Below are 17,766 nucleotides of genomic sequence, written 5' to 3'. Positions count from 1 at the left end.
GGCCCGTTCGTCCGGGTGTATACCGGCGGAGCGCGTTGCAGGATGGCTGCATGCTGCTAGCCCGCCTGGCCCAGGTGTCCCAGGAGGTCGCCGCCACCTCGGCGCGGTCCCGGAAGATCGCTCTGCTCGCCGAGCTGTTCCGGGACGCCGAGGCGGACGACGTGCCCATCGTGATCCCGTATCTGGCGGGACGGCTGCCCCAGGGCAGGATCGGCGTCGGCTGGAAGGTGCTCGGCCGCCCTGTCGAACCGGCCGCGGAGCCCTCGCTCACCGTGCGCGAGGTGGACGCGCTCCTCTCCGGTCTGAGCAAGGTGGCGGGCGCCGGCTCCCAGGCCGAACGGGCCCGGCTGGTCGGCGAGTTGCTGGGCGCGGCCACCGAGGAGGAGCAGCGGTTCCTGTTCGGGCTGCTCACCGGCGAGGTGCGCCAGGGAGCCCTGGACGCCGTCGCCGTCGAGGGCCTGGCGCAGGCGACCGAGGCGCCGTCCGCGGACGTGCGCCGGGCGGTGATGCTCGCGGGCTCCCTCCAGTCGGTGGCGCAGGCGCTGCTCGCCGACGGCCCCGCGGCCCTTGACCGCTTCCGGCTCACCGTCGGCCGCCCGGTCCTGCCGATGCTGGCGCACAGTGCCTCGTCGGTCGCCGAGGCGGTCGGCAAGCTCGGCGCGTGCGCGGTCGAGGAGAAGCTGGACGGCATCCGCGTCCAGGTCCACCGGGACGGCGACGCCGTACGGATCTACACGCGTACGCTCGACGACATCACCGACCGGCTGCCCGAGGTCACGTCTGCCGCAATGGAGTTGACCGGGCAGCGGTTCATCCTGGACGGCGAGGTGATCTCCTTCGGCGAGGACGGGCGGCCCCGGTCCTTCCAGGAGACGGCCGGGCGGGTCGGCTCACGCGTCGACGTGGCGACGGCAGCCGAGACCGTGCCCGTCTCGCCCGTCTTCTTCGACGCGCTGTCCGTCGACGACCGCGACCTGCTCGACCTGCCCTTCGCCGAGCGGCACGCCGAACTGGCCCGGCTGGTCCCCGAGCCGATGCGGGTGCGGCGCGCCCTGGTGTCCGGCCCCGGCGACGTGGCCGAGGCGGAGGGCTTCCTCGCCGCGACGCTGGAGCGCGGCCACGAGGGCGTCGTCGTCAAGGGCCTGGACGCCGGCTACAGCGCGGGCCGGCGCGGGGCGTCCTGGCTGAAGGTCAAGCCCGTGCACACGCTGGACCTCGTCGTCCTGGCCGCCGAGTGGGGCCACGGCCGCCGCACCGGCAAGCTCTCCAACCTCCACCTCGGCGCCCGCACCGCCGACGGCTCCTTCGCCATGCTCGGCAAGACCTTCAAGGGCATGACCGACGCGATGCTCACCTGGCAGACCGAACGCCTGCAGGAACTGGCCGTCGACAGCAGCGGCTACGTGGTGACCGTACGCCCCGAACTCGTCGTCGAGATCGCCTACGACGGCCTGCAGAAGTCCACCCGCTATCCGGCCGGCGTCACCCTCCGCTTCGCCCGCGTGGTCCGCTACCGCGAGGACAAGCGGCCCGAGGAGGCGGACACGGTCGAGACGCTGCTGGCCGCGCACCCGGAGGTGCGGCCGTGAGCGGCAGGCACAGCGCGGGCCTGCTGCTGTACCGGCACACCGGCGACGGGCTCCAGGTGCTGCTCGGCCACATGGGCGGCCCCTTCTTCGCCAAGCGCGACGCCGGCGCCTGGTCCGTACCGAAGGGCGAGTACGTGCCCGAGGAGGAGACCGCCTGGCACGCGGCCCGGCGCGAGTTCCAGGAGGAGCTCGGACTGCCGCCGCCCGACGGCGAGGCGTTGGAGCTGGGCGAGGTCCGGCAGTCGGGCGGCAAGACGGTGACGGCCTGGGCGCTGCGGGCCGACCTCGATCCGGCGGCGATCACCCCGGGCACGTTCGAGATGGAGTGGCCGCCGCGCTCCGGGCGGACACAGGAGTTCCCCGAGCTGGACCGGGTGGCCTGGTTCGGGCTCGACGCCGCCCGCGAGGTGATCGTCAAGGCGCAGGCCGCGTTTCTCGACCGCCTCGCTGAGCACTCGGAAGGTCCGCGGTAACCGCACAGCCGCCCACGCGTTGCGATCGGCGGCGCCGCGCGGGAAGGTCGATTCAAGCCCGCCCTGAGGAGGTCAGCCATGCCCATCGCGACGGTGAACCCGGCGAACGGCGAGACGCTCAAGACGTACGAGGCCATGGGCGAGGAGGAGCTCGAGCGGCGGCTCCAGCTCGCGGAGGCCACGTTCCGCACGTATCGCACGACGACGTTCGCCGAGCGTGCCCGCCTGATGCACAAGGCCGCCGACCTGCTCGACGAGAGCGGCGAGGACATCGCCCGGGTGATGACCACCGAGATGGGCAAGCCGATCAAGCAGGCCCGCGCGGAGGCCGCCAAGTGCGCCAAGGCGATGCGCTGGTACGCCGACCACGCCGAGGAACTCCTCGCCGACGAGGAGCCCGCGGAGTCCGACGTCAAGGACTCCGGCGCCTCCCGGGCCCTGGTCCGCTACCGGCCGCTCGGCCCCGTGCTCGCGGTGATGCCGTGGAACTTCCCGCTCTGGCAGGTCGTCCGGTTCGCTGCCCCCGCGCTGATGGCGGGCAATGTGGGCCTGCTCAAGCACGCCTCGAACGTCCCGCAGACCGCCCTGTTCCTGGAGGACCTCTTCCACCGGGCGGGCCACCCGGAGGGCTGCTTCCAGACCCTGCTGATCGGCTCCGCCGCCGTCGACGAGATCCTGCGCGACGAGCGCGTCAAGGCGGCCACCCTCACCGGCAGCGAGCCCGCCGGACGCGCGGTCGCCTCCACCGCCGGGGACATGGTCAAGAAGACGGTGCTGGAGCTGGGCGGCAGCGACCCGTACATCGTCATGCCGTCCGCCGACATCGACCGGGCCGCCCGGATCGCGATCACCGCGCGCGTGCAGAACAACGGGCAGTCGTGCATCGCCGCCAAGCGGTTCATCGTCCACACCGACGTCTACGACGCCTTCGCCGAACGGTTCGTGACGGGCATGAAGGCGCTGAAGGTCGGCGACCCGATGGAGGAGGACACCGAGGTCGGGCCGCTTTCCAGCGAGCAGGGCCGGGACGACCTCGAGGAGCTGGTCGACGACGCCACGCGCAGCGGCGCCACGTTGCTGTGCGGCGGCCACCGGCTGCGGCGGCCGGAGCTGCCCGGCTGGTACTACCCCCCGACGGTGCTCGCCGACATCACCCGTGAGATGCGCATCCACCGCGAGGAGGCCTTCGGGCCGGTCGCCACGCTGTACCGGGCGGCCGACCTGGACGAGGCGGTGCTGATCGCCAACGACTCGCCGTTCGGCCTGAGTTCGAACGTGTGGACGCGGGACGACGCCGAGGTCGACCGTTTCGTACGGGATCTGGAGGCCGGAGGCGTGTTCGTCAACGGGATGACCGCCTCGCACCCGGCGTTCCCGTTCGGCGGGGTCAAGCGGTCCGGGTACGGGCGTGAGCTGTCCGGGCACGGAATCCGCGAGTTCTGCAACATCACCACGGTTTGGCACGGTGCGTGAGTGCTGCGCGGCTAACATCCCGTCTGTGAACCGCGAAGTGACTCTGCCTCTGATCGTCGACGACCGCGGGACCTTGCAGGTGGCTGCCGCCGATGTGAGCAAGTTGTTGCGGACGGTCGGTGGCAGGTGGCTGCATCTCGTCGAGGCCGGGGACGCGGGGCTCGACGAGGACACGGTGGCGGCGTTGACCATCGAGCTGGCCAAACTGGCTGACCGGATCGATGTGGCGTGCATCGCGCACAGCAGCGGGGGTGCTCCGTAGCCGTCAGGTGAGCTGCTGCAGGGTGGTCCAGAAGAGGGACTCGTAGCTCTGCAGCAGGCGGCCGTACCTGTACGCCTGTTCCTCGTCGATACCGCGCATGTCCAGGGATGCCTGGACGGCGGCCGTGGCCTTGCGGTCCAGCTCCGGGGAGGGCTCGGCGAAGAAGTCGAAGAAGGCGCAGTCGTCGGGCTTGAAGCCGTAGTGGGTGCGCAGGGACTCGGCGATGGTGGCGCAATAGCCGCCCCAGGCGGAGAAGTTGGCGGTGATCGCCACGACCGCGTCGGCCGGGGAGACGTTGAGGGCCAGCCAAGCGATGCAGGCCGGGTAGGCCTGGCAGCCGGGCAGCGGGTCGTAGGCGCGGGAGCGCGCCTCGTCCACGCCGCAGGCCGCCGCGAACGACTCCAGGCGCTGCCCGGCCAGCGTCTCGCCCTCGGCGAGCATCTCGAAGAAGGCGGCGACGTCGGGCTCATCCGTCCGTTGCGCCAGATGCAGGAACGCGGTGCGGTCCGCGGGGATCACCCATTGCTGCTCCAGGGCGAGCGTCGCCAGGACGTCGCGGGATGCCTCGCCGCGGGCGATCAACGGCACGAGGGGGTTGGCGTGCGGGTCCGGGGCCAGTGTCCTGGCCGCTGTTTCCAGCAGTTCCGTGGCCGTACGCGTCATCGCGTCCTCCGTGGTCTCGGATGCGGGGCTGCTGATCCGACCCTTGCACGGTGTCCCCGATTCGGAGTAGTCCGACGCGAGATAGTCGCCCCGTCGGGTGATCGTGAGTGAACCACCCCCAGAGGTGAACCACCTTTCTGACCGGGGGGCCGCAGGCCTTCCGGACGGCGAAAGCAGGCACGGTTCATGGCGACTTTGTGCAGGCCCTCGGTGTCCGTACCAGAGCACGTGATCACGATGGAGGAGACGCTGGAGCTCGCTCGCTCCCGCCACGCCGACCATCCACAACTGCCGCTGGCCCTCCGGCTGATCGAGAACACCGGTGTGCGTACCCGGCACATCGTGCAGCCCATCGAAGAGACCCTGAAGCACCCCGGCTTCGAGGACCGCAACAAGGTCTACGAGTACGAGGCGAAGGCGCGGGTGCCCGCCGTCGTCCAGCGGGCGCTCGACGAGGCCGAGCTCCTGACCACCGACATCGACGTGATCGTCTACGTGTCCTGCACGGGCTTCATGATGCCCTCGCTCACGGCCTGGCTGATCAACTCGATGGACTTCGACAGCACCACCCGCCAGATACCCATAGCCCAGCTGGGCTGTGCCGCGGGCGGCGCGGCGATCAACCGGGCGCACGACTTCTGCCGCGCCTACCCCGACGCGAACGTGCTGATCGTCGCCTGCGAGTTCTGCTCGCTGTGCTACCAGCCCACCGACCTGGGCATCGGATCCCTGCTCTCCAACGGCCTGTTCGGCGACGGGATCGCCGCCGCGGTGGTGCGCGGACAGGGCGGTGAGGGCATCGAGCTGGAGCGCAACGGCTCGTACCTGATCCCCAAGACCGAGGAATGGATCATGTACGACGTCCGGGCCACCGGCTTCCACTTCCTGCTGGACAAGCGGGTCCCGGGCACCATGGAGCCGCTGGCGCCGGCGCTCCAGGAACTGGCCGGGAGACACGGCTGGGACGCCTCCGACCTGGACTTCTACATCATCCACGCGGGCGGTCCCCGGATTCTGGACGACCTCAGCAAGTTCCTGCAGGTGGACCCGCACGCCTTCCGGTTCAGCCGGGCCACGCTGACCGAGTACGGCAACATCGCGAGCGCCGTCGTGCTCGACGCGCTGCGCCGGCTGTTCGACGAGGGCGGCGCCCAGCACCGGGCGCGCGGGCTGCTGGCCGGGTTCGGCCCCGGCATCACCGCGGAGATGTCCCTGGGCCGCTGGCGCCGCCCGGGCGAAGGGACGGAGTGAGCGGACATGACCGAAGAGACCCTCACCGGGACCGTGCCCCCGGTCCGGCACTGGCCGGCCCTCGACCTGACCGGCCTGGACTTCGACCCGGTGCTGACCGAGCTGATGGCCGAGGGACCCGTCACCCGCATCCGGCTGCCCAACGGCGAGGGCTGGGCCTGGCTGGTCACGCGTCTGGACGACGTACGCATGGTGACCAACGACCCGCGCTTCGGCCGGGAGGCGGTCATGGACCAGCCGGTCACCCGGCTCGCCCCGCACTTCATCCCCGAGCGGGGGGCGGTCGGCTTCCTCGACCCGCCGGACCACACACGGCTGCGCCGCTCGGTGGCCGCCGCCTTCACGGCGAAGGGCGTGGAGCGGATCCGTGAGCGGTCGCGGCTCATGCTCGGCGAGCTGGTGGACGAGCTGCTCCAGGACGGCCCGCCCGCCGATCTCACCGCGACGGTCCTCAGCCCCTTCCCCATCGCGGTGATCTGCGAGCTGATGGGTGTCCCGGCCGCCGACCGGCACAGCATGCACACCTGGACCCAGCTCATCCTGTCCTCCTCGCAGGGCGCGCAGGTGAGCGAGAAGGCCAAGCACGCGATGGGCGCCTACTTCGACGATCTCATCGGCCTGCGGGAGGGCTCCACGGGCGAGGACGTCGCCTCCCTGCTCGGTGCGGCGGTGGGGCGCGGCGAGATCACCATGCAGGAGGCCGTCGGTCTCGCCGTGCTCCTCCAGATCGGCGGCGAGGCGGTCACCAACAACAGCGGCCAGATGTTCTACCTCCTGCTGACCCGCCCGGAGCTGGCCGAACGGCTGCGCGCCGAACCGGAGATCCGCCCGCGGGCCATCGACGAGATGCTGCGCTACATCCCGCACCGCAACGCGGTCGGCCTGTCCCGCATCGCCCTGGAGGACGTGGACGTGAGGGGCGTGCGGATCCGGGCGGGCGACCCGGTCTACGTCTCCTACCTGGCCGCCAATCGCGATCCCGAGGTCTTCCCCGACCCGGAGACGATCGACTTCGCCCGCAGCCCGAACCCGCATGTGTCCTTCGGCTTCGGCCCGCACTTCTGCCCCGGCAACATGCTGGCGCGGCTGGAGTCCGAGCTGCTGGTCGACGCGCTGCTGGACCGGGTGCCGGGGCTGAGGCTGGCCGTGCCGCCGGACCAGGTGCCTTTCAAGAAGGGCGCGTTGATCCGCGGTCCCGAAGCCCTGCCGGTCACGTGGTGACGCTCCGGTGACCGCCACGGAGGGCCTGCTGGTGCCGCCGGGCCACGGCAGGGTCGTCCAGACCCCGGCCCAGCGCGTGACGTTCAAGGTCACCGGCACCCACTCGCGCACCGCCTCCACCTTCGAGGTGGAGGTCCCGCCCGGCTTCGACGTCGGCGCCCATGTGCACACCCGCAGCGAGGAGTTGTTCTACGTCCTCGACGGCGAGCTGGACGTCCTCGCCTTCGAGCCGCGCATCCGGACCCCCGACAACTGGCAGACCTGGGAGTCCGGTTCGGGAGGCCGGGTGGTGCGCGCGACCCCGGGCACGGTCATCGTCGTACCGCCGGGCTGCCCGCACGCGTTCGCCAACCCGACGGACACCCCCGCGAAGATGTTCTTCCAGGCCTCCCCGCCGCCGGACCACGAACGCTACTTCGAGGAACTCCTGGAGATCCTCGGCAACGACGGCCCACCGGACCACACGGCGATCGAGGAACTCCGGGCCCGCTACGACATCGAGCAGCTGACTCCGTTGCGGCACCGCTGAGTTCACTCCCCGGCACCGATCGCCTCGACCGGGCGGATCCGCAGCAGCACCCGGGTCGGCACCATCGTGCCCGCGATGGCCAGGGCCGCGGTGACGCCCGCGACCGCCAGGTAGCCGAGGCCCGGTACGGACGGCCACGGGGAGCCGCCCAGGCCGACGGCGACGAGGGTCAGCGGGAAGGCCGCCAGCAGCGTGCCGAGCCCCACCCCGGCCAGCACGACGACCGCGCTCTCCCTGCGCATCATGCCGACGACCTGGCGGCGTGCGGTGCCGGAGAGGCGTAGCAGAGCGAACTCCCGGCGGCGGGCGGCCGTGGCCATCGCGAGGGTGTTGACGACGGTGATCGCGGTGTAACCGATGATCAGGCCCACGACGAGGTAGTTGACCCAGGCGTTGGCGCGCTGCTCCGCCAACTGGTCGTCGACGGCGAGGCCGTCGCGGAGCTCGGTGCCGGGGTACGCCGCCGCGAGGCCGGACAGGGCCCGGGTGAGGCCGTGCGCCGAGGGGGCGGAGCGGACGAGGACGGACGCGTCGGTCTTCCGGGTGGTGTGGGCGAGCAGGAGGTCGTGGTCGAGGGTGACGTCGGCGAAGCCGAATCCCCGTGTGTAGACGGCGATCACCTTGCCTGCGAAGGGGGTGCCGTCGCCGAGGTGGAGCCGAGCGGTGTCGCCGACGCCGACGCCGAGCCAGGACGCGGCGGTGGTGCTGATCGCCAGGGTGCGTGGCGACAGGGCCGACAGGTCGCCGTCGCGGGCGTGCAGGTCGAGGGTGGAGCCGAGCGCGGCGGGGTCCACGCCCTGCGCACCGAGCGAGACGGCCTCCTGAGCGCCGAGGAGTCGGCCCGCGGCGACGACCTTGGACTTCACCAGTCCGGTGGCCGACTTCACCTGCTTCAACTGCCGCGCCCTCGCGGCCAGGTCGGGCGACACCCCGTCGGGCGCCGTGAGCACATGGTCGGCGACGAGGCCGGCGCGCACCTGGTCGGAGGACTCCCGCAACGCCGTGGTCTGGGTGAAGACCACGGTCGAGGCGAACGAGACGGCGAGCACGAGCGGGGTGATCGCGCCGGCCAGCCGGCCCACGTTGGCGCGGGTGTTGGCGGCCGCGAGGTAGCCGGTGACGCCGGTCCGGTCGAGAAGGGGCGCCAGGAGCCGTACGGCCGCCCGGCAGAGCAGCGGGCCGAGGACGGCGGTGGCGATCACCAGGATGAGCACGAGGGAGTTGGCGAGTCCGACCAGGGTGAAGAAGTCGGCGTGCTGCGCCAGCCCGGTGACGAAGGTCCCGGCCGCGAGCGACAGCAGCACCCAGCCGGTGATCCTGCGCCCCCGGCCCAGATCGGGACGCTCCACGGCGGCCTCGCCGAGGGCTTCCGTCGGCCGGATCCGGGTCGCGCGCAGGGCGGAGACCTGGACGGCGGCCAGGGCCGTCAGCACGGTCACCAGGATCGCCGCCAGGAACGGCAACGGGCTGACGGCGAGCGGGAAGTCGGGCGGCACGATGCCGTGTCCGGCGAACCGGTCGCGCAACCAGTACACGAGGGCCAGCCCGAGCGGACAGCCCAGCACCCCGGCGACGAGCCCCGTGGCGGCCGCCTCGGCGGCCAGCATGCGCCGGATCTGGCCGGGTGTGGTGCCGATCGCGCGCAGCAGGGCGATCTCGCGGCGGCGGTGCCGGACGGACAGTGACGTGGTGGCGTAGAGGACGAAGACGGCGATGAGCAGGACGTTGCCGCCGACGGCGGCCGCCAGCACCACCAGGTTGGAGCCGCTGACGACGACGTCGAGGAACTCCGCGCGGCCGCGTCCGTCGCCGGTGTGCACGGCGATACGGTCGTCGTCGAGCGCGGAACGGATCGCGTCCGCGAGCTGTCCGGGCGAGGTGCCCGGCTCGGCGAGGACGCCGAACGCGTCCATGGTGGGCCTGAGTTGACGTTCAGCCGCATCCGGCAGGAATGCCACCGACCGGCGCGGGGCACCTCCGTCCTTCAGCGCGACGAGTCCGGCGACGGTGTAGGTGCGCGGCACGGACGTGGTCATCAGCCGGACCTCGTCGCCGGGGCCGACGCCCGCGCGTGCGGCGAGTTCGGCGTCCAGCACGAGCTCCCCGGCCGTGCGCGGTGCGCGGCCTTCGGTGACGCGGAAGTCGCCGAGGCGCAGGCCGGACCAGTTGTGGGCCTGAAGTGCCGTGCCGTGGCGGCCGGTTACGGGCCTGCCGTGGGCGTCCGCCAGGCGTACGGCCACGGCGTCGTCCTCGATCACCGTACGGACGCCGTCGGCCCGTCGGAGCCGGTCGGCCAAGGAGCGGTGCAGGGGGACGCGTTCGGGCAGCGGCTGGGATTCGTGGAGGGGCGAGCCGTCCAGGTCCTTGAGCGTGAGCTCGACCTCCTGCCGGCCGGTGACGACCGCGTCGGCCGCCGCGTACCGCTCGGCAGAGGAGCCGGCCCGGATGCCCGACTCCAGCAGGACGCCGCAGGCGCCGAGCACGGCGGCGCCCAGCAGCAGGGCGACGAAGGTGCCGGCGAATCCGCCCTTGCGGGCCTTGAGGGTGCTCAGTGCGAGGCTCAGCATCACACCGCCCTCCGCAGGCCGGACATGACCTCCGCGACCCGGTCCGCGCCGGGGGCGACCAGGCCGTCGACGATGCGTCCGGCGCTGAGGAACAGCGCCTGGTCGGTGTGGGCGGCGGCCACCGGATCGTGCGTGACCATCACGACCGTCTGGTGCAGATCGGTCACGGCCTGGCGCAGCAGGACCAGGATGTCCCGTGCCGTCTCCGGGTCGAGCGCCCCGGTGGGCTCGTCGGCGAAGATCACCTCGGGCCGGGTGACCAGGGCGCGGGCGATCGCGACCCGCTGCTGCTGGCCGCCGGAGAGCTGCGCGGGGAAGCGGTTCAGCCGCCCGCCCAGGTCGACGGCGGTGACGATGTGCTCCAGCCAGGTCTGCTCGGGCTGCCGTCCGGCCAGCCGCAGGGGCAGCGTGATGTTCTGCTCGACGGTCAGCGACGGGAGCAGGTTGAACGCCTGGAAGACGAAGCCGATCCGGGTCCTGCGCAGTTCCGTCAGCCGCCGCTCCCTGAGCGCCGAGAGCTCCTGGTCGCCGAGGCGCACCTCGCCCGCCGTGGGCCGGTCGAGGCCGGCCGCGCAGTGCAGGAACGTGCTCTTGCCGGAGCCCGACGGCCCCATCACCGCCGTGAAGGTGCCGGACTCGATGCCCGCGCTGACCTTGTCGAGGGCCAGGACGGCGTCCGGTCCCTCCCCGTACCGCTTCGTCACGTCCGTGAGTTGGACCGCGTACCGGCTTGCGAGCACCGTGACTCCTCGTGCGACTGTCCGTGGGTGATGCCTCAAGTGCATCGGCGGTGAGGGAACTTGGCCTCGGCCGTGCCGCTGAACCGGTGTCTCGGCCGGTCGGGCGAGGTGGCGGGGCGTCTCCTCCTTGCGGAGGACTCTCCTGGGAGGAGAGCGGCCACGGGCTTTCCACCCCAGGGGAGATCACGGGCACAGGAGATCCGTCTACGGTGGTGGCATGGACCGGATGGAGTCGCTCGCGGGACGCCCGATACCCCGGGCTGTCACCGACGCGGCCCTGGCCCTGCTGCTGACCGCCGGATGCCTGGCCCTGCCGGTGGCGATGCCGCCGGGCGGTCCCGAACTGCGGTCGCCGGACGCGTACTTCGCCGTCCTCGTCCTGCTGACGACCCTGCCCGTGGCCCTGCACCGGCTCTTCCCGCTGCCCGCGCTGCTGGTGGCGGCGGTGTCCGCGGGCGTGCTCCAGAGCCTGCACTACGTGCCCGAGTTGTCCGGGCCCCAGGGGACGTCCATCGGGCCCACCTACGTCGCCGTCGCCACGGCCGTCTTCCTGACCGCGATGCGCTGCACGCCGAGGGTCGCCACGCTGGTCGGTGCGGTGCTCATCCCCGCGGCGGCCGTGAACGAGGCGGTGCTCGCCCGGGCCGGGCACCGGATCACCGCGCTGTTCACGGAAACGGTGCTGCTGGTCGCCGCCTGGGCGCTGGGGCGGCTCACCCGGGCGCGCGCGGCCATCCGCGACCAGGCGCTGGAGCGGGCCGCCGCCCTGGAGCGGGAGCAGGCCGCGAACGCGCGGGCCGCGGTCATGGAGGAACGGGCCCGGATCGCCCGCGAGTTGCACGACATCGTCGCGCACAACGTCAGCCTGATGGTCGTGCAGACCATCGCCGCCGACCGGGTCCAGGAGCGGGACGCGGGCAAGGCCCACGAACTGCACGGCACCATCGAGGAGACGGGCCGGGCCACCGTCACCGAACTGCGCCGCCTGCTCGACGTGCTGCGCACCGAGGAGGACCCGGCGGGCGACCCGAGCAAGGAGCCGCCGCAGCCCACCATCGAGGCCCTGCCCGCGCTGGTGGAATCGGTACGCGCGGCCGGGCTCGAGGTCGACCACCGCACCACCGGCACGCCCGCCGAACTGCCCGCGGGGTCACATCTGACGGTGTACCGGGTCGTGCAGGAGGCGCTCACCAACACCCTCAAGCACGCGGGCCGCACCCGGACCGCGCTCCAGATCGCCTGGGAGCCGGAGCGGCTCAGCGTGCGGCTGTGCGACGACGGGCCCCGGCCCGACGGCGAGCCGGTGCGGACCCCGGTCGCGGCGCACGGCGCCGGCCACGGCCTGGTCGGCATGCGCGAGCGTGTCGGGGCCGTGGGCGGTTCCCTGCACACGGGAACCCGGCCCGGCGGCGGCTACTGCGTGCACGCCGTCATTCCCCTCCCCCCGTCCACATCCGTTCCCGCATCCGTCACCGCTTCCGCACCACGGCACGAAGGGCACTCCGCGTATGCAGGTCATCCGCGTCCTGCTGGTCGATGACCAGCCGATGATCCGGACGGGGTTCCGGCTCATCCTCGAATCGGAGCCGGACATCGACGTCGTGGGCGAGGCGTCGGACGGCGACGAGGCCGTGGCGGGCACCGAGGCACTGAAGCCGGACATCGTCCTGATGGACATCCGCATGCCGGGGATGGACGGGGTCGAGGCCACGCGCCGCATCGTGCGGTCCGGGTCGAAGAGCCGGGTCGTGATCCTGACGACGTTCGACCTGGACGCCCACGTGGTGGACGCGCTGCGGGCCGGAGCCAGCGCGTTCCTGGTGAAGGACGGTCCCGCCGACTCCCTGGTGGGCGCGATCCGCACGGTCGCCGACGGCGACGCCGTGCTCTCGCCGCGCATCACCCACCGGCTGCTCGACCGGTTCGCGCACCTGGGGGCGCCCGACGAGGAGCCGGTGCCCCGCCGGCTCGACGCCCTCACCGGCCGCGAACTCGACGTGCTCCGCGCGCTCGCCCGCGGCCTGTCGAACGCGGAGATCGCGGTCGAGCTCGGCGTGGGCGAGACGACGGTCAAGACGCACATCGCCCACATCCTGGACAAGTACGGCCTCCGCGACCGGGTCCAGGCCGTCATCCTGGCGTACGACAGCGGCCTGGTGGTCCCGCGCGGAGGCCGCCCGGTCACCTGACGGGACGGCGGCGCCGCAGACGAACCGCGGCGGCGCAGTGTCCCGTCAAGCCCGAGCGGTCAGCGAATCGGCATCCCGGCGAGCGTCCGCGCGATCACCAGGCGCTGGATCTCGCTGGTGCCCTCGAAGATGGTGTAGATCGCGCTGTCGCGGTGCATCCGCTCGACCGGGTACTCGCGGGTGTAGCCGTTGCCGCCGAGGATCTGGATGGCCTGTGCGGTGACCTTCTTCGCTGTCTCGCTCGCGTAGAGCTTGGACATCGAGCCCTCGGCCGCGGTGAACGGCTTGCCGTTGACCGCCATCCACGAGGCGCGCCACACCAGCAGCCGGGCCGCGTCGATCTGCGTCCGCATGTCGGCCAGCTGGAAGGCGATGCCCTGGTTGTCGATGATCGGGCGGCCGAACTGCTCGCGGGTCTTGGCGTAGTCGAGGGCGACCTCGTACGCGGCGCGGGCGGTGCCCACCGCCATCGCGCCGACGGCCGGGCGCGACGCCTCGAACGTCGCCATGGCGGCGTTCTTCACGCGCTCGCCGCCCGCCTTGGCCCGCTCCCGGGCCCGGGCGAAGCGCTCGTCGAGCTTCTCCTTGCCGCCGAGCAGGCAGGACCCGGGGACGCGCACGTCCTCCAGGACCACCTCGGCGGTGTGCGAGGCACGGATGCCGTGCTTCTTGAACTTCTGGCCCTGGGACAGGCCCGGGGTGCCGGGCGGGACGATGAAGGACGCGTGGCCCTTGGAGCCGAGCTCGGGGTCGACGACCGCGACCACGACGTGGACGTTGGCGATGCCGCCGTTGGTCGCCCAGGTCTTCGTGCCGTTGAGCACCCACTCGTCCTTGGCCTCGTCGTACACGGCACGCGTGCGCATGGAGGCCACGTCGGAGCCGGCGTCGGGCTCGGAGGAGCAGAAGGCGGCTACCTTTACATCGTTGGCATCGCCGTACATCTGCGGGATCCAGGTGCCGATCTGCTCCTCGGTTCCGTTGGCGAGAACGCCCACGGCGGCCAGCCCGGTGCCTACGATCGACAGTGCGATGCCCGCGTCGCCCCAGAACAGCTCCTCCATCGCCATCGGGATACCGAGCCCGGTGGGGTCGAAGTACTGCTGGGCGTAGAAGTCGAGGGAGTAGATGCCTACCTTCGCGGCCTCCTGGATGACAGGCCAGGGAGTCTCCTCACGCTCGTCCCATTCGGCGGCCGCGGGCCGTATGACGTCGGCGGCGAAGCCGTGCAGCCAGTCCCGGACCTCCTTCTGTTCGTCGTTGAGCTCCATGGTGAACTCGGCCATGTCCCCTCCAGCGGCGGTACATATACGTGTTACTAGCGGTAACACTAATGTGTTACCCGTGGGTAGGAAAAGTCAACTCCCGATGACGGTCGGCAGCCAGTTCGATGCAGAGGGCATGTTGGGTGTTAGTTTGCGCAGGCGTCACCGAAACAGCACGGGTGGGGAGAGCTCATGGACACCACGCAGCGGACCGAGCAACAGCGGTCCGCAGACCGACGTCGGCGTGAACTGCTGGAGGCCGCGGACCGGGTGGTGCTGCGTGACGGGCCGCAGGCCTCGATGAACGCGATCGCCGCCGAGGCGGGCATCACCAAGCCCATCCTGTACCGGCACTTCGGTGACAAGGGCGGACTCTACGCCGCGCTGGCCACGCGCCACACGGACGCTCTGCTGGATTCACTGCGGGCGGCCCTGGACGCACCGGCCGACAGACGTGACCGGGTCGAGGCCACGCTGGACACCTATCTCGCCGCAATCGAGGCACGTCCGCAGGTCTACCGGTTCCTCATGCATCCGGCGGAGGGCTCCCAGAGCGACCAGGGCTTCGACGTCGGCCAGCACTCCGCCCCGCTGCTGCGCAGGATGGGCGAGGAGCTGGCCCAGGTCATCGAGGACCGCCTCGACCTCGGACCGGAGAGCCAGCAGCTGGCCCGGGTGTGGGGCCACGGGATCGTCGGCATGATGCACGCCGCCGGCGACTGGTGGCTCTACGAACGCCCCTGCTCGCGCGCGGACTTGGTGCGCATCCTGGCCGACCTGCTGTGGGGCAGACTGGCCGCGGCGGGCGACAAGGTCGGCGGCCCGGGCTTCTAACCCCGCTCGCCCCAGGCGGCCTTCGCCACCTGGCGCAGCACCTTCCGCTTCCGCCACCCCTCCAGGCGGTCCACGTAGACCCGCCCCTCCAGGTGGTCGCACTCGTGCTGGAGACAGCGGGCGAAGAACCCCGTGCCGTGCACGGTGACCGGCTCCCCGGTCACCGTGACACCCTCGACCACCGCATGGTCGTAGCGCTCCGTCCCCGCCTCGAGACCTGGCAGGGACAGGCAGCCCTCCGGCCCCCGCAGCACCACTCCGTCGGCCTCGACCAGCCGCGGGTTCACCACGTGGCCGAGGTGCCGTACGTCATCGTCGTCGGGGCAGTCGTAGACGAACACCCGCAGGGACCGCCCCACCTGGTTGGCGGCGAGGCCCACTCCCTGCGCCGCGTACATCGTCGCGAACAAGTCCTCCACCAGGGACGCCAGTTCGGGTCCGAAGTCGGTCACCTCCGCACAGGGGGCGTGAAGCCGCGGGTCACCGTGCAGGGCGAGGGGTCTCACGCGTCCGCGGGTGCCCGGGATGAAGCTGTTTCGCATGGCCGCAAGGGTACGGCGATTCGGGAGTGCGAATGGATCTCGATAGGCTGACCACCACCACGTTGCCGTCAGGCAGGAGCGCGGCGCGTACGCAAGGAGGATCGAGAACTGATGTCAGGCAACTCGGACCCGCTCTCGCCGCGGGCCAAGCTCGCCGTGACCGCGGGCAAGGCGGTCGCTGCGGCGTCGCGCGCCGCGGGGCGCGGCAGCGGATCGGTGATCGGCGGCCGGGTGGCGCTCAAGCTCGACCCCGACCTCCTCGCGCGCCTCGCGCAGAACCTGGACGTCGTCCTGGTGTCCGCCACCAACGGCAAGACCACGACCACCCGGCTGATCGCCGAGGCGCTGCGGGCAGCGGGCCCGGTCGTCTCCAACGCGCTCGGCGCCAACATGCCCGCCGGCATCACCTCGGCCCTCGCGGGCAGCTCGGACGCGCGGTACGGCGTGATCGAGGTCGACGAGAAGTACCTCGCCGGCGTCGCCCGGGACACCGACCCCAAGTGCATCGCCCTGCTGAACCTCTCGCGCGACCAGCTCGACCGTGCGGCCGAGACCCGCATGCTCGCGGAGAACTGGCGTGAGGGGCTCGCCGGATCGAAGGCCGTGATCGTCGCCAACTGCGACGACCCGCTCGTCGTGTGGGCCGCGTCCTCCTCCCCCAACGTCATCTGGGTCGCCGCCGGGCAGATGTGGAAGGACGACGCCTGGTCCTGCCCGTCCTGCGGCGGCGTGATGCAGCGGCCCGGCGACGACTGGTTCTGCGGCGAGTGCGGCTTCCGCCGCCCGACGCCCAGCTGGGCCCTGTCCGGCGACCACGTCCTCGACCCGCACGGGTCCGCCTGGCCCATCCACCTCCAGCTGCCCGGCCGCGCCAACAAGGCCAACGCCGCCAGCTCCGCCGCCGTGGCCGCCGTCTTCGGCGTGCCGCCGCAGGTCGCCCTGGAGCGCATGTACCAGGTGCAGGCCGTGGCCGGACGCTACGACGTCGTGCAGTTCCAGCAGCGTGACCTGCGGCTGCTGCTCGCGAAGAACCCGGCCGGCTGGCTCGAAACGTTCAGCCTGATCGACCCGCCGCCGACCCCGGTGATCCTCTCCGTGAACGCGCGCGGCGCCGACGGCACCGACACCTCCTGGCTGTGGGACGTCGACTACACGCGCCTGACCGGCCACCCGATCTGCGTGATCGGCGACCGGAAGCTGGACCTCGCGGTGCGCCTGGAGGTCGCGAACCAGCAGTTCCAGGTCTGCGAGGACCTCGACCAGGCGGTGCAGGCGAGCCCGCCGGGCCGTATCGAGGTCATCGCCAACTACACCGCGTTCCAGGACCTGCGCCGCCGCGTCGGCAACTGACACCTCAGGGGACACAAGTGAGCGACAACAGCCTGCGGGTCGTCTGGGTCTACCCCGACCTGCTCAGCACCTACGGCGACCAGGGCAACGTCCTGGTCGTGGAGCGCCGGGCCCGGCAGCGGGGCCTCGACGTGGCCCGGCTCGACGTGCGCAGCGACCAGCCGATCCCCACCTCCGGGGACATCTACCTGATCGGTGGCGGCGAGGACCGTCCGCAGCGGCTCGCGGCCGAGCGGCTGCGCCGCGACGGCGGCCTGACCCGCGCCGCGGAGAACGGCGCGATCCTGTTCTCGGTCTGCGCCGGCTACCAGATCCTCGGCCACGAGTTCATCAACGACCTCGGCCAGCGCGAGCCCGGCCTCGGCCTGCTCGACGTGGTCTCGGTGCGCGGCGAGGGCCAGCGCTGCGTCGGTGACGTGCTCGGCGACATCGACCAGCGCCTCGGTCTGCCGCCGCTGACCGGCTTCGAGAACCACCAGGGCGTCACCCACCTCGGCCCGACCGCCCGCCCGCTCGCCCAGGTGCGCATGGGCAACGGCAACGGCACGGGCGACGGCACCGAAGGCGCGTACAACGACACGGTCTTCGGCACGTACATGCACGGACCCGTGCTGGCCAGGAACCCGCAGATCGCGGACCTGCTGCTGAAGCTCGCGCTGGACGTGAACGCGCTGCCCCCGACCGACGACCGCTGGTACGAGGCGCTGCGCAACGAACGCATCGCGTCGGCACAGCAGCCCGCCTAGTCACTCGGAACCAGCCCGTCTGACGGCGCGTCCGCACAGGTGAGCGGGGTCGTCCAGCAGTCGGACGTACAG

The 17,766-nt window shown here is 71.9% G+C and carries 16 protein-coding genes and 1 pseudogene; 12 read left to right on the top strand and 5 right to left on the bottom strand.

The window, feature by feature from the left end:
* The first annotated feature begins 50 nt into the window (after window positions 1-50).
* From ACIBN2_RS01140 to ACIBN2_RS01125, 4 genes are all read left to right on the top strand, one after another.
* Window positions 51-1,589, top strand: a complete 1,539-nt coding sequence (locus tag ACIBN2_RS01140; protein ID WP_399131971.1) for an ATP-dependent DNA ligase — start codon at window positions 51-53, stop codon at window positions 1,587-1,589.
* Window positions 1,586-2,062 (top strand): NUDIX domain-containing protein, encoded by a 477-nt coding sequence (locus ACIBN2_RS01135; protein ID WP_399131970.1) that lies wholly within the window; start codon window positions 1,586-1,588, stop codon window positions 2,060-2,062. The genes ACIBN2_RS01140 and ACIBN2_RS01135 overlap by 4 nt, the downstream gene beginning before the upstream one ends.
* 78 nt (window positions 2,063-2,140) lie before the next feature.
* On the top strand, window positions 2,141-3,535 hold the full coding sequence (locus tag ACIBN2_RS01130; protein WP_399131969.1) for an NADP-dependent succinic semialdehyde dehydrogenase: 1,395 nt from the start codon (window positions 2,141-2,143) through the stop codon (window positions 3,533-3,535).
* Between the two features lie 25 nt (window positions 3,536-3,560).
* Window positions 3,561-3,797 carry a DUF6213 family protein gene (locus ACIBN2_RS01125; RefSeq protein ID WP_399131968.1) on the top strand — a complete coding sequence of 79 codons (237 nt, stop codon included), beginning with the start codon at window positions 3,561-3,563 and terminating at the stop codon, window positions 3,795-3,797.
* Window positions 3,798-3,800: 3 nt separating this feature from the next.
* Here the strand turns inward: ACIBN2_RS01125 and ACIBN2_RS01120 are convergent, their stop codons facing one another.
* On the bottom strand, window positions 3,801-4,460 hold the full coding sequence (locus ACIBN2_RS01120; RefSeq protein ID WP_399131966.1) for a transcriptional regulator: 660 nt from the start codon (window positions 4,458-4,460) through the stop codon (window positions 3,801-3,803).
* Between the two features lie 177 nt (window positions 4,461-4,637).
* On the opposite strand from ACIBN2_RS01120, the pseudogene ACIBN2_RS01115 reads away from it, so the two are divergent.
* The 3 genes and pseudogenes from ACIBN2_RS01115 to ACIBN2_RS01105 form a co-directional block, all read left to right on the top strand.
* A pseudogene (locus ACIBN2_RS01115) lies at window positions 4,638-5,711 on the top strand (type III polyketide synthase); the annotation flags it as partial.
* Window positions 5,712-5,717: 6 nt separating this feature from the next.
* On the top strand, window positions 5,718-6,932 hold the full coding sequence (locus ACIBN2_RS01110; protein ID WP_399131965.1) for a cytochrome P450: 1,215 nt from the start codon (window positions 5,718-5,720) through the stop codon (window positions 6,930-6,932).
* Window positions 6,933-6,939: 7 nt separating this feature from the next.
* Window positions 6,940-7,461, top strand: coding sequence for a cupin domain-containing protein (locus tag ACIBN2_RS01105; protein ID WP_399131963.1), 522 nt, complete (start codon window positions 6,940-6,942; stop codon window positions 7,459-7,461).
* 2 nt (window positions 7,462-7,463) lie between these two features.
* Here the strand turns inward: ACIBN2_RS01105 and ACIBN2_RS01100 are convergent, their stop codons facing one another.
* A complete protein-coding gene (locus ACIBN2_RS01100) occupies window positions 7,464-10,028 on the bottom strand; it encodes an FtsX-like permease family protein (protein WP_399131962.1) in 2,565 nt (854 codons plus the stop codon).
* Window positions 10,028-10,813 carry an ABC transporter ATP-binding protein gene (locus tag ACIBN2_RS01095; RefSeq protein WP_399131961.1) on the bottom strand — a complete coding sequence of 262 codons (786 nt, stop codon included), beginning with the start codon at window positions 10,811-10,813 and terminating at the stop codon, window positions 10,028-10,030. The genes ACIBN2_RS01100 and ACIBN2_RS01095 overlap by 1 nt, the downstream gene beginning before the upstream one ends.
* A gap of 172 nt (window positions 10,814-10,985) precedes the next feature.
* Here ACIBN2_RS01095 and ACIBN2_RS01090 point away from each other — a divergent pair, with 172 nt between their 5' ends.
* Window positions 10,986-12,308 carry a sensor histidine kinase gene (locus ACIBN2_RS01090; protein WP_399131960.1) on the top strand — a complete coding sequence of 441 codons (1,323 nt, stop codon included), beginning with the start codon at window positions 10,986-10,988 and terminating at the stop codon, window positions 12,306-12,308.
* Window positions 12,277-12,957 carry a response regulator gene (locus tag ACIBN2_RS01085; protein ID WP_399131959.1) on the top strand — a complete coding sequence of 227 codons (681 nt, stop codon included), beginning with the start codon at window positions 12,277-12,279 and terminating at the stop codon, window positions 12,955-12,957. Before ACIBN2_RS01090 ends, ACIBN2_RS01085 begins: the two co-directional genes overlap by 32 nt.
* Window positions 12,958-13,016: 59 nt before the next feature.
* Here the strand turns inward: ACIBN2_RS01085 and ACIBN2_RS01080 are convergent, their stop codons facing one another.
* Window positions 13,017-14,243 carry an acyl-CoA dehydrogenase family protein gene (locus ACIBN2_RS01080; RefSeq protein WP_399131956.1) on the bottom strand — a complete coding sequence of 409 codons (1,227 nt, stop codon included), beginning with the start codon at window positions 14,241-14,243 and terminating at the stop codon, window positions 13,017-13,019.
* A gap of 171 nt (window positions 14,244-14,414) precedes the next feature.
* Here ACIBN2_RS01080 and ACIBN2_RS01075 point away from each other — a divergent pair, with 171 nt between their 5' ends.
* Window positions 14,415-15,056 carry a TetR family transcriptional regulator gene (locus tag ACIBN2_RS01075; protein ID WP_399131955.1) on the top strand — a complete coding sequence of 214 codons (642 nt, stop codon included), beginning with the start codon at window positions 14,415-14,417 and terminating at the stop codon, window positions 15,054-15,056.
* Here ACIBN2_RS01075 and def read toward each other — a convergent pair.
* A complete protein-coding gene (gene def / locus ACIBN2_RS01070) occupies window positions 15,053-15,598 on the bottom strand; it encodes a peptide deformylase (RefSeq protein WP_399131954.1) in 546 nt (181 codons plus the stop codon). The two genes, ACIBN2_RS01075 and def, sit on opposite strands and share 4 nt — an antisense overlap.
* A 111-nt stretch (window positions 15,599-15,709) precedes the next feature.
* Between def and ACIBN2_RS01065 the strand changes: the two genes are divergently transcribed.
* On the top strand, window positions 15,710-16,948 hold the full coding sequence (locus ACIBN2_RS01065; RefSeq protein ID WP_399131953.1) for a MurT ligase domain-containing protein: 1,239 nt from the start codon (window positions 15,710-15,712) through the stop codon (window positions 16,946-16,948).
* Window positions 16,949-16,965: 17 nt separating this feature from the next.
* Window positions 16,966-17,694, top strand: a complete 729-nt coding sequence (locus ACIBN2_RS01060; protein WP_399131951.1) for a type 1 glutamine amidotransferase — start codon at window positions 16,966-16,968, stop codon at window positions 17,692-17,694.
* The last annotated feature ends 72 nt before the right edge of the window (window positions 17,695-17,766 follow it).

It is taken from the genome of Streptomyces sp. NPDC050534 (genome assembly GCF_044457745.1).
Lineage (GTDB): Bacteria > Actinomycetota > Actinomycetes > Streptomycetales > Streptomycetaceae > Streptomyces.
The sequence above is the reverse complement of the archived record's forward strand: the minus strand, read 5'-3'. Positions and strand labels throughout refer to the sequence as shown.